Genomic DNA, 11,078 nt, shown 5'->3' with positions numbered 1-11,078 from the left:
AGCTCCGCGCTCATGACGAATAGGCCGAGTTCTCGTGCACGTAGGCGTGCGACAGGTCGGTGGTCCAGATCGTCGCGTCCATCTCGCCCTCGCGCAGGTTGATCGTGATGGTCACGTCGCGCCCGCTCAGGTCGACCTTGGAGCGATCTTCGGCGGCCGCCCCGCCCTTGCAGATCCAGACATCGTTGATCGCCACGTCGACCCGGTCGGGCTCGAAGCGGGCCTGGGTGGTGCCGACGGCGGCCAGGATGCGCCCCCAGTTCGGGTCGTTGCCGAACAGCGCCGTCTTGACCAGGTTGTTGCCGGCCACGGTGCGCCCGACCTCGACCGCGTCGGCCTCGCTGGCCGCGCCCTGGACCTGGATGGCGACGTGCTTGGTGGCGCCCTCGGCGTCGGCGATCAGCTGCTGGGCCAGGTTGTGGCAGACCTCCTGGACCGCCGCGGTCAGCTCCGCGGCCGTGGGCTCCACATCGGAGGCACCGCTGGCCAGCAGGATCACGGTGTCGTTGGTCGACATGCAGCCGTCGGCGTCGATCCGGTCGAAGGTCAGGCGGGTCGCCTCGCGCAGAGCCGCGTCGAGCACCTCGTTGCCGGCGCTGGCGTCGGTCGTGATCACCACGAGCATGGTGGCCAGGGCGGGCGCGAGCATGCCGGCGCCCTTGGCCATGCCGCCGACCGACCAGCCTTCTCGCTGGACCACCGCGTTCTTGGCCACGGTGTCGGTCGTCATGATCGCCTCGGCCGCTTGGCCGCCGCCGTCTTTGTCGAGCGACTTGGCCGCCGCGGTCACGCCGGGCAGCAGCTTGTCCATCGGCAGGAGCTCGCCGATCAGGCCGGTCGAGCAGACCGCCACGTCACCGGCGCCGATCATCTGCGGTTTCGGGCCGCCGCGGAGCACGGTGGCGGTGTGCTCGGCGGTGGCGTGCGTGTCGCGGAAGCCCTGGGTGCCGGTGCACGCGTTGGCGCCGCCGGAGTTGAGCACCACGGCGCGCACGATGCCACCCTTGAGCACCTGCTGGCTCCAGAGCACGGGCGCGGCCTTGACCCGGTTGCCGGTGAAGACGGCGGCCGCGGTGTAGTCGGGCCCGTCGTTGACGACCAGGGCGACATCGAGGTTGCCGGAGGGCTTGAGACCGGCGGCGACGCCCGACGCCCGGAAGCCCTTGGGGGAGGTGACAGTCATGGTGCGACTCCGAACACGGACAGGCCCATCGTCTCGGGCAGGCCGGACATGAGGTTTGCGCACTGCACGGCCTGGCCGGCGGCGCCCTTGCCGAGGTTGTCGAGCGCGCTCACCACGATGATGCGGCCGGAGTCGACGTCGACGGTGGCCTGCAGGTGGCACGAGTTGGATCCGGCGGTCGCGGCCGTGTGCGGCCAGGAACCCTCCGGAAGGACATGGACGAAAGCTTCGTTCCCGTACGCCGCGAGGAGCACCTCGCGGGGATCCGCGTCTCCGACGGCACGCGCCGTGACCGTGGCCAGAATGCCGCGCGGCATCGGGGCCAGCACCGGTGTCATCGACAGTGACGTCGCCCCAGTCGCCTGCTTGATCTCGGGCACGTGCTGGTGGGCACCCACCTTGTAGGGCGAGAGATCACCCATGACCTCACTGGCCAGCAGGTTGACCTTGGCGCTGCGCCCCGCGCCGCTGGTGCCCGAACTCGCCACCACGACCACGTCGGCCGGGTCGGCGACGCCGGCCGCGATGAGCGGGGCGAGCGCGAGTGTGATGGTGGCCGCATAACAGCCCGTGTTGGCCACCCGGGACGAGGCCGCGATCAGCTCGCGCCGACCGGGCAATTCGGGCAGGCCGTAGGTCCACGTGCCGGCGTGCGCACCGCCGTAATACCGCTCCCACAGCGCCGCGTCGCGCAGCCGGAAGTCCGCACCCAGGTCGACGATCTTGACGCTGTCGGGCAGCTGGGCCGCGAGGGCCGCCGACTGCCCGTGCGGCAGGGCGAGAAACACCAGGTCGGCGTCGCTCAGACTCGCCGCGTCGGTCGCCCCGAGAACGAGGTCGAGACCGGCCAGCTGCGGGTGAACGGTGGTGACGTGCGTCCCCGCCTGCGAGTGCGCCGTAGCCGCCACGAGATCGAACTCCGGGTGACCGGCGAGCAGGCGCAGCAACTCGCCGCCCGCATACCCACTGGCTCCCGCAACCGCGACCCGAATTCCCATACCAACCTCCGCATGACTATGCAGAAGACCGTATCAACTCACACTTGCCCCGAGCAACATCGTCACCCGACGAGTCCGACTGAAGACTCTCCGCGAACTCCACTCGCCCGGGCGAAGCGCCACAACGACCGAGCCGAACGGTCACTCAGGGCCCGCTCAACGAGCGCCACCCGGTCCGGTGCCTTACCCTGCTCGCATCGGATTCTGCCCGTGCGATCGACCCCGATACGCCCGATTTTCCGATCAGGACGTGGGAGCCGGTCGCTCCGGCCCCGCACATTAACTCTGCATTAAGTCCGATTACCCACGTTTTGGCACTCCTCTCGTTCAGGGCTCATTCGACACCACGCTTCCTGTGGGCGAGCTTTGATCGACGCCGTACCGTTGCTTTCCTCAGATGATCAACGAGCGCTTTCCGCATTACGCAAAGGCGATCGGGATCGCAACCGGTGGAGGTCAGCATGGGTAAGGAAATGGTTTCTGCCGCCGGCGGCCAGAACTTTCAGATCATTGTCCCCGACTCCCTGCCCGCGGCCGTACTGCAGAGCGTCATTCTGCCCACGGTGCTGGCCGGGGCCGAGGCCCTCGCCGGCCTCGCCCATGGTGTCAAGCGCGTCCTCGTCAAGGTCGACCACGAGAACCGCACCCGCATCGAGTACCTGAATGCCTACCACGAGGTCGTCCGCAACGAGATCGTCCCGGTGCTGGCCATGGCCAACGCGTTCCAGCACGCGCGCAACGCCGCACGCTCGTCCGGCCTGGACAGCGACCTGCAGAGTGACCTGCTGGCCGACCTGGAGGTAAAGCGCGCTCACCGCCGAGCGGCGCTCTAGGTGTCCGCGCTCGAGCGGTGGGATCAGCGCGGGACCTCCGCCGTCGAGGCCTGGGCCGACGAGGCCACCTACCGATTCCACTACGCCAAGCACTACCTGCTGGACATCTATCCGATTCTTCTCAAGTACCGCATCAAACAGGGCGTCCGAAATGCGGTGGACGCCCTCCCGTTCCTCACCGAATCAGAACAGCGGAGGATCCGGCAATGGCTCCGTGGTCATGGCTTTTGAAAAGAAAATCGGTGGCCCGCAAACAGGAAATTCGGGTCGAGCCGGAAACCGTACGACCGGCACCGGAAAAGGCCCCCGACGTCGTGGCTTCCGTTGAACTGGTCCCCGCCGGGCGGCACCGCGAGCATCCCCCACCCCAGACGACGGCCACGCCCGCAACCGGACAACCGCCGCAGGCCGGGGTCGAACGCGCATACGGGGCCGCCCTCCAAGCGATCAAGAACATGGACCTGGACGGTGACCTGGAACAGGACCTGGCCCGCGACCTCGGCCGCAAGCTGACCCAGAAACACGGTGACGCCGAGCTGGCCCGGCTACGAAACAAGTGGGGCCAGCAGCCTTCCTGAGGTCAGGCCCGCACGATCTGGGCTCCGAGGACGTCGAGCAACGCCAGTCTTGACGCCGCCTCGGAGCCCTGAGCCGCCGTGTAGGCGACGATGCGGATGTCGCTGCCGGGGACGGTGAGCACGTCGCAGTCGAGCTCCATCCGCCCGACTGCGGGGTGATCGATCGTCTTGCGCGATGCCGTGTGGGTGCCGGTCACGGCCGACTCCCACAGGGCGGCGAACACCGCGCTGCCCGCACACAGGTCGTCGACGAGGTCGCGCAGCTCGGCGTCGGCGGGGTAACGGGCCTGGGCCGCCCGCAGGTCGGCGGCGAGCGCGGCCTCGAAGGCGGCGACGTCGGCGGCCGACTCGTAGACGCTCGGGGCGACGCCGAGGAAGTGCTGCCGGGCCACGTTGCGTTCGAGCAGGCCGCCGGACAGGGCGGTCCAGAGGTCGTTGGCACTGATCAGGTTCCAGGCCGCGTCATAGACGGCCACCGGCGTGCCGGACAGGCGGTCGAGGAGGCGCTGGACGCCCGGGGTGAGGTGGCCGGGAACCGTGCCGCGGCCCGGCGCCTGCAGGCCGGCCAGCCCGAACAACCGCTCACGCTCGGCCGCGTCGAGCCGCAGGGCCCGGCACAGCGCCTCGACCACCTGCGGCGACGGGGCGGTCGCACGGCCCTGCTCGAGGCGGTTGACGTAGTCGACCGAGATGCCGGCCAGCCGCCCCAGCTCCTCGCGGCGCAGCCCGGGCGAACGCCGCCGCCCGCCCGCGATCAGGCCCACTTCGGCCGGGGTGAGCCTCTCTCGGAAGCGCCGAACCGCACGCGCGAACTCGGTTGCCATGCCCCCACTCTTCCTCGGTTCGCGCCGGTTTACCTGGTACTGACAGTGCCTTCTCCGCGGTCCGCGGCCGCCGCACAGTCGATCCCATGACAACGACATTGATCACCGGCGCCAACAAGGGAATCGGCTACGAGACCGCCAAGCAGCTGCTGGCCGCGGGTCACGACGTCTGGATGGGCGCTCGCGACCCCGAGCGCGGCGAGCGGACCGCCCGCGAGCTGGGCGGGCGCTTCGTGCAGCTCGACGTGACCGACGACGCCTCGGTCGCGGCCGCCGTCGCCACCGTGGGCGCGCTCGACGTGCTGATCAACAACGCCGGCATCCCCGGCACGCTGCCCTCGGCCCACGACCTCGCCCCCGACTCGATGCGCCCGATGTTCGAGGTGAACCTGTTCGGCCTGGTCCGGGTCACCCAGGCGTTCCTGCCGGCCCTCGAGAAGTCGGCCCACCCGGTCATCGTCAACGTGACCAGCGGCCTCGGCTCGCTGCATCTGGCCACCGACCCCGAGTCGATCGCCTCCGCGTTCACGCCGTTCGCCTACGGCGCGGCCAAGGCCGGGGTCAACATGCTGACCGTGCAATACGCCAAGGCGCTGCCCCACTTCCGGGTCAACTGCGTCGATCCCGGCTTCACGGCCACCGACTTCAACGGACATCAGGGCACCCAGACGGTGCAAGAGGGCAGCGAGGCCGCCGTCCGGCTGGCCCAGATCGGCCCCGACGGACCGACCGGCGGGTTCTTCGATCGAGCCGGTGTGTTGCCGTGGTGATATGACTTCATCCATGGCTGACAAGACGATCATCGCCCTCCGCGAGGCCGCCCTGGCTTACGCCGAGGCAGTCCGCACCACGCAGCGGTTCTTCGACCGGATCGAGGACACCGACGACCCGTCCGTGCTGGTCGAGTACGCGGCTCTCGCCGAGCGCGAGAAGGAGGCGCAAGAGGCCCGGCTGGAGGCCCTGGAGGCGGCCGGCATCGAGGTGCCGAGCATCGACGAAAGTGATTCTGACAACTAAGTGAAAAGTTCCGGAACCGTACCGGGCTCCCGTAACCGGTTCCGGGCTGGAAGACTCCCGGTTGTTCGTGTTTCGCAGACCGTGCCACCGCGGTCATGACGACCGGAGGCGCGCGATGCCTGCTGACGTCCCTTACCGGGATCCTGCACTACCCGTCGAGCAGCGGGTCGACGACCTGCTGGGCCGGATGAGCCTGCCGGAAAAGGTCGGGCAGATGCTCCAGCTGGACGCCCGGGGCGATGTGAAGGAGATCGTCAGCGAGAAGCTGGCGGGCTCGATCCTGCACACCTCGCCGGCCAAGATGCTCGAGGCGATCGACCTGGTCGCCAAGACCCGGCTGCAGATTCCGCTGCTCACGGCGGAGGACTGCATCCACGGTCACTCGTTCTGGCCGGGGGCGACGATCTTCCCGACCCAGCTCGGCATGGCCGCGAGCTGGGACGCCGACCTGCTCGAACGGGTCGCCCGGGTCACCGCCGCCGAGGTGTCGGCGACCGGCATCCACTGGACCTTCTCCCCCGTCCTGTGCATCACCCGCGACCTGCGCTGGGGTCGGGTCGACGAGACGTTCGGCGAAGACCCGTTCCTGATCGGCGAGCTCGGCTCGGCGATGATCCGCGGCTATCAGGGTGGCGGCCTGGACGACCCGACCGCCATCCTGGCCACGGCCAAGCACTTCGCCGGCTATTCCGAGACGCAGGGCGGCCGCGACGCCAGCGAGGCCGACATCAGCCCGCGCAAGCTGCGCTCGTGGTTCCTGCCGCCGTTCGAGCGGGTGGCCCGGGAGGGCTGCCGGGTCTTCATGCTCGGCTACCAGTCGATGGACGGCGTGCCCATCACGGCCAACAAGTGGCTGCTCAACGACGTGCTCAAGGGCGAGTGGGGCTTCACCGGCACGCTGGTGACCGACTGGGACAACGTCGGCCGCATGGTGTGGGAGCAGAAGGTGTGCGCCGACTACGCCGAGGCCGCCGCGGTCGCCGTGAAGGCGGGCAACGACCTGGTCATGGTCACCCCGGGCTTCTTCGAGGGCGCCCAGGAGGCGGTCGAGCGCGGACTGCTGACCGAGGCGGAGATCGACGAGGCCGTACGCCGGATCCTGCGCCTCAAGTTCGAGATGGGGCTGTTCGAAGACCCGCGGGCCCCTTCCAACGAGCGCATCGCGTCGGTGGTCGGTGCCGCCGAACACGCCGAGCTCAACCTCGAGGTGGCCCGTCGCTCGCTGATCCTGCTCAAGAACGACGGTGTGCTCCCGATCGACCCGTCGGCCGGTTTCCGCCGCATCGCGGTGCTCGGGCCGAACGCGGATGACGTGTCGGCGCAGCTCGGCGACTGGGCCGGCGACTCGGGCCAGGTCGACTGGCTGCCCGACGGCCACCCGCGCGAGCTGACCGAGACGGTGCTCGACGGCTTCCGCGCCGTCGCCCCCGACAACTGGGTGATCGAGCACGCCCGCGGCGCCGACATCGAACGGCTGGTGCCCGACCCCGAGGGCGACACCTACCCCGACGGCCAGCCGCGGCCGCCGATCTCGGTCGGCGCGCCTGTCGACCACCACCTGATCGACGTGGCCCGCGACAAGGCGGTTCGCGCCGACTACGCGGTCGTGGTGATCGGCGACACGGTGAACCTGACCGGCGAGCACAAGTCGACGGCGACCCTGGAGCTGCAGGGCGGCCAGATCGCCCTGCTCGACGCGATCGCCGCCACCAAGACGCCGATGATCGTGGTGCTGGTCAACTCGAAGCCGACCGTGCTGCCGCCCTCGGCGCTGGGCGCGGCCGCCATCATCCAGGCCTTCAACCCGGGCATGCGCGGTGGCCGGGCGATCGCCGAGCTGGTGCTGGGCCTGATCGACCCGAGCGGCCGGCTGCCCCTGTCGGTCGCCCGGCACGTCGGACAGCAGCCGGTCTACTACAACACCATCCGCGGCCAGCACGGCAGCCGCTACGCCGACCTGACGCAGGACCCGCTGTTCGCGTTCGGGGAGGGGCTTTCGTACACCACCCTCTCGTACGGGGAACTGACCGTCACGACGCCCTCGGTGGGTGCCGGCGACACGGTGCAGGCGACGGTCACGCTGACCAACAGCGGCACCCGGCCGGCGTTGGAGACGGTGCAGGTCTACATCAGCGACCTGGTCACCTCGGTGACGTGGGCGGGTCGCGAGCTGAAGGCGTACAAGCAGGTCTCGGTCCCGCCGGGCGAGAGCGTCACCGTCGATCTGGAACTCCCGGCCGCGGACTGCTCCCTGGTCACCGCGGACGGACGCCGGGTGGTCGAACCGGGCGACTTCGAGCTGCTGGTCGGCCCGTCGTCCCGCGAGCGTGACCTGCTCCGGGCGGGATTCCGGATCGCGTGAGGTTGACACCGGCTGGCATCGTCAGCCGGGTGCGGATCACCAGGAAGCGGATGCTGGTCGCCGGGGCCCTGATCATGGGCCTCGGCGTCCTCGCCTCGGCAAGCGGCGAACTGTGGACCCGGGGCACGGCCCACGGCCACACCTACAGCGAGGCCGACGTGCCCGCGGCGCCGGTCGCCCTGGTGCTCGGCGCCCAGGTCTACGACGACGGGAGCCCTTCGCCGTTCCTGGCCGCCCGGCTCGACATCGCCCAGCGCCTGCTCGAGGCGGGCAAGGTCCGGGCCATCCTGATCTCGGGCGACCACAGCCGCTGGGAGTACGACGAGCCCGGCTCGTCCGAGGTCTACCTGGTGGCCCGGGGCGTGCCGGCGTCGCGGATCGCGCTCGACTACGCGGGCTTCGACACGTACGACTCGTGTGTGCGGGCCAAGCGCATCTTCGGCGTGCGCGAGGCCATCGTGGTGACCCAGACGTATCATCTCGACCGCGCGGTGGCGCTGTGCCGCACCGAGGGCATCGACGCCACCGGCGTCGGCGACGACTCCGTCAAGATCTACAAGGAGCCGTGGCGCAACTCGGTGATCCGCGAGCGCGGCGCCAACCTCAAGGCGGTGGCCGACGTCATCACCCACCGCGACCCGATCTTCCTGGGCCGCCAGGAAACCACCGTGCAGGAAGCACTGTCGTAACGAGGGCGGCCTAGCCTCGCGGCATGGAAGCGGCCGATCTGCGGGTGCGGTCCCTCGGGGCCTGCCGGACCGAGTCGCCGCTGGGCGCCCTGGTGACCCGGCGCGGCACGACCGAGCACTACGTCGACGAGAACGACCGGGTGCTGTTCGACGACACCCTGGCCATGCTGGCCGCACGGGACGGTGAGCCGCCCTCGTTCGAGCCGGGCGGGCCGCGCCGGCAGATCTATTTCGACCCGGCCAAGACGCGGGTCGGGATCGTCACCTGCGGCGGGCTCTGCCCCGGTCTCAACGACGTGATCCGCGGGCTCGTGCTCGAATTGACCAGCCATTACGGCGTACGGAAAATTCTCGGTTTCCGGCATGGCTATCAGGGGCTGGTCGCGCGGCACGGGCACGACGTGGTCGAGCTGACCCCGGACGGCGTCGAATACATCAACGAGCAGGGCGGCACGATCCTCGGCACCTCGCGCGGCAACCAGGACCCGGCCGAGATCGTCGACTGCCTCGACCAGCTCGGCGTCAACATCCTGTTCGTGATCGGCGGCGACGGTTCGATGCGCGGCGCCCAGCGGATCGCCCGCGAGATCGCCGAACGCGACCGGCGCATCGCGGTCGTCGGCGTGCCCAAGACGATCGACAACGACATCCCGTTCATCGGCCACAGTTTCGGCTTCCAGACCGCGTTCGGGAAGGCGACCGAGTCGATCCGGGCCGCGCACACCGAGGCCAAGGCGCAACCCGGCGGCATCGGGCTGGTGCAGCTGATGGGCCGGCACAGCGGGTTCATCGCCTGCTATGCGGCGCTGGCCACCAACGACGCCGACTACGTGCTGATCCCCGAGGTGCCGGTCGACGTCGACGACTTCCTGCCGCACCTGCGCCGCCGGGTCCGCGACCGCGGGCACGCCCTGGTCGTGGTCGCCGAGGGCGCCGGCCAGAGCTACCTGTCCCCGAACGGCACCGACGCCTCGGGCAACACACGCCTCGGAGACTTCGGCGTCTACCTGCGCCGGCGCATCCTCGACGACTTCGCGGCGGCGGCCGAGGAGGTCAACCTCAAGTACATCGACCCGAGCTACGTCATCCGCAGCGTGCCCGCCAACCCGTACGACAGCGTCTACTGCCTCCGGCTCGCGCAGGCGGCCGTGCACGCCGCGATGGCCGGCCGCACCGAGATGGTCGTCGGCACCTGGCGCAGCCGTTTCGTGCACGTCCCGATCCCGGTCGCCGTCTCCACCCGCAACCAGGTCGATCCGTCCGGCGACCTGTGGATGTCGGTGCTCGAGGCGACGGGTCAGCCCACAACGTTCGAGCCGTCTACAGTCACCTCATGATCGTGCGTACGCGCTGGACCATGCCGCACACCCCCGAACAGCTGTGGCCGGCCCTGTGCGACTCGCGCGTCGAGCTGACGCCGCGCTGCCCCGTCTTCTGCCTGGGCACGCCCCGCCCCACCGAGTGCCGGCTTCCGGAGGGTCACGGCGAGGTCGGCGCCGCGCGGCAGTGCGTCTCCGAGCAGGGCACGGTCCGTCAGCGCATCACCGTCTGGGAGCCACCGGCCCGCCTCGCCTTCCACATGGAAGAGACCGACCTCTGCTTCGGCCAGATCGTCGACGGCCTGGGCGACGTCTTCGAGCTGACCCCCGACGGCACCGGCACGCGGATCACCCGCACCACCACGGTCTCGGCGAGCCGCTGGTTCGCGCCGGCCCTGTGGGTGGGCCTGAAGTCGGTGCACCGTTTCGTCTTCCGCAACTGGCAGCTACGGCTTCGCTAGTCCGACGCACAGCTTGCGCGGAAACTCCTTCGGTGCCCCCGCGCAGCCGGCACCGGCCCCGCGCGCGAGCGTCTGCCACCCCGCGTTGTTCCACTTGAGAAAGTAACGCCACGTGTTCGTGGTCGCGTCACACCCGTCGCGCGGCTCAGCCCCGCAGACCGCCGGATCGTCCGGCACGGTCATCACCATCCACGGCTCCGCACAGGCCTCCTGATGCCCCGTGGAATGCCGCGACACATCCATCGCCTGCACGGTGACCTGCACCCAGAACGGATCACAGTGATCCGACGGCGGCGGATCACACCCCAAGGTCTTCGAGCACTTCTCGTACGCATAGTCACCGAGCGGCCGCCACGCCTCCTGGTTGAGCACCAGAACCCGGTCACCGATCGGATCGGCCCACGTCAGCCGCACCTCACCCGGCGTGTGCCCGACACAGACTCCGACCTCGTCCGACCGCGGAGAGTCCTGCACCACATTCGCATAGATCATGTTGTTCTCGGCCGTGTGATAGCCGATCTGCGGATTGCTCGAACACCCCTCCGCCCCGGCCAGCCGCGAAACCGTCAGCAGCACGGTCTTGGGGTCTTTCGTCCGATGCACCGCGGTCACATCCAGCTGCACGGGCGCCTTGGCCACGGTCGGCGTCGGCGGCGGGGGCGGTGTGGTGCGGGCCGCGCCGTCCCCCACCGGCCGCATGCCGGGCGACGCGCATCCCGCGACCAGCCCGAAAACCAGCAGAACAGCGGTCAGGTTGCGGCGCATACGGCTCATTCTGCATTTCCCGTACGAGTCGTGTGACCCCACAACCGCA

General features: G+C 69.7%; 13 protein-coding genes. 9 read left to right on the top strand and 4 right to left on the bottom strand.

All coding sequences use genetic code 11. From position 1 onward, the window contains the following. Positions 1-10 precede the first annotated feature (10 nt). Together argJ and argC are read right to left on the bottom strand one after the other, a co-directional pair. On the bottom strand, positions 11-1,183 hold the full coding sequence (gene argJ / locus KOI35_RS25145) for a bifunctional glutamate N-acetyltransferase/amino-acid acetyltransferase ArgJ (RefSeq protein ID WP_215790663.1): 1,173 nt from the start codon (positions 1,181-1,183) through the stop codon (positions 11-13). After that, positions 1,180-2,181, bottom strand: a complete 1,002-nt coding sequence (argC, locus tag KOI35_RS25140; RefSeq protein WP_215790661.1) for an N-acetyl-gamma-glutamyl-phosphate reductase — start codon at positions 2,179-2,181, stop codon at positions 1,180-1,182. The genes argJ and argC overlap by 4 nt, the downstream gene beginning before the upstream one ends. A gap of 461 nt (positions 2,182-2,642) precedes the next feature. Here argC and KOI35_RS25135 point away from each other — a divergent pair, with 461 nt between their 5' ends. The 3 genes from KOI35_RS25135 (at position 2,643) to KOI35_RS25125 (ending at position 3,592) form a co-directional block, all read left to right on the top strand. Further along, the gene (locus KOI35_RS25135) at positions 2,643-3,014 is read left to right on the top strand and encodes a hypothetical protein (protein WP_215790659.1); all 372 of its coding nucleotides are present in this window, start codon (positions 2,643-2,645) and stop codon (positions 3,012-3,014) included. After that, on the top strand, positions 3,015-3,245 hold the full coding sequence (locus KOI35_RS25130; RefSeq protein ID WP_215790657.1) for a hypothetical protein: 231 nt from the start codon (positions 3,015-3,017) through the stop codon (positions 3,243-3,245). 83 nt (positions 3,246-3,328) lie between these two features. Beyond that, positions 3,329-3,592: a hypothetical protein gene (locus KOI35_RS25125; protein WP_215790654.1), complete on the top strand. Its 264-nt coding sequence runs from the start codon at positions 3,329-3,331 to the stop codon at positions 3,590-3,592. A gap of 2 nt (positions 3,593-3,594) precedes the next feature. Here the strand turns inward: KOI35_RS25125 and KOI35_RS25120 are convergent, their stop codons facing one another. After that, the gene (locus KOI35_RS25120) at positions 3,595-4,416 is read right to left on the bottom strand and encodes a helix-turn-helix transcriptional regulator (RefSeq protein ID WP_215790652.1); all 822 of its coding nucleotides are present in this window, start codon (positions 4,414-4,416) and stop codon (positions 3,595-3,597) included. Between the two features lie 86 nt (positions 4,417-4,502). Here KOI35_RS25120 and KOI35_RS25115 point away from each other — a divergent pair, with 86 nt between their 5' ends. From KOI35_RS25115 to KOI35_RS25090, 6 genes are all read left to right on the top strand, one after another. Continuing rightward, complete coding sequence (locus tag KOI35_RS25115; protein ID WP_215790650.1) at positions 4,503-5,186, top strand: SDR family NAD(P)-dependent oxidoreductase; 684 nt, start codon at positions 4,503-4,505, stop codon at positions 5,184-5,186. Between the two features lie 13 nt (positions 5,187-5,199). Then, positions 5,200-5,433, top strand: a complete 234-nt coding sequence (locus tag KOI35_RS25110; RefSeq protein ID WP_246613656.1) for a nucleotidyl transferase family protein — start codon at positions 5,200-5,202, stop codon at positions 5,431-5,433. A gap of 115 nt (positions 5,434-5,548) precedes the next feature. Beyond that, positions 5,549-7,795: an exo-beta-d-1,3/1,6-glucosidase gene (locus KOI35_RS25105; protein ID WP_215790646.1), complete on the top strand. Its 2,247-nt coding sequence runs from the start codon at positions 5,549-5,551 to the stop codon at positions 7,793-7,795. Between the two features lie 29 nt (positions 7,796-7,824). Further along, entirely contained in the window at positions 7,825-8,484 is a 660-nt protein-coding gene (locus KOI35_RS25100) for a SanA/YdcF family protein (protein WP_308121140.1), read from the top strand. Positions 8,485-8,507: 23 nt separating this feature from the next. Beyond that, entirely contained in the window at positions 8,508-9,821 is a 1,314-nt protein-coding gene (locus tag KOI35_RS25095; protein ID WP_215790643.1) for an ATP-dependent 6-phosphofructokinase, read from the top strand. Beyond that, on the top strand, positions 9,818-10,264 hold the full coding sequence (locus KOI35_RS25090) for an SRPBCC family protein (RefSeq protein ID WP_215790641.1): 447 nt from the start codon (positions 9,818-9,820) through the stop codon (positions 10,262-10,264). The genes KOI35_RS25095 and KOI35_RS25090 overlap by 4 nt, the downstream gene beginning before the upstream one ends. On the opposite strand, the gene KOI35_RS25085 is transcribed toward KOI35_RS25090, so the two are convergent. Continuing rightward, positions 10,250-11,029, bottom strand: a complete 780-nt coding sequence (locus tag KOI35_RS25085) for a hypothetical protein (protein ID WP_215790639.1) — start codon at positions 11,027-11,029, stop codon at positions 10,250-10,252. The genes KOI35_RS25090 and KOI35_RS25085 overlap by 15 nt on opposite strands. Between the last annotated feature and the right edge of the window lie 49 nt (positions 11,030-11,078).

It is taken from the genome of Paractinoplanes bogorensis, assembly GCF_018829635.1.
GTDB classification, from domain to species: domain Bacteria; phylum Actinomycetota; class Actinomycetes; order Mycobacteriales; family Micromonosporaceae; genus Actinoplanes; species Actinoplanes bogorensis.
Note: the sequence above shows the minus strand (reverse complement) of the source record. Positions and strands in the feature narration are given on the sequence as shown.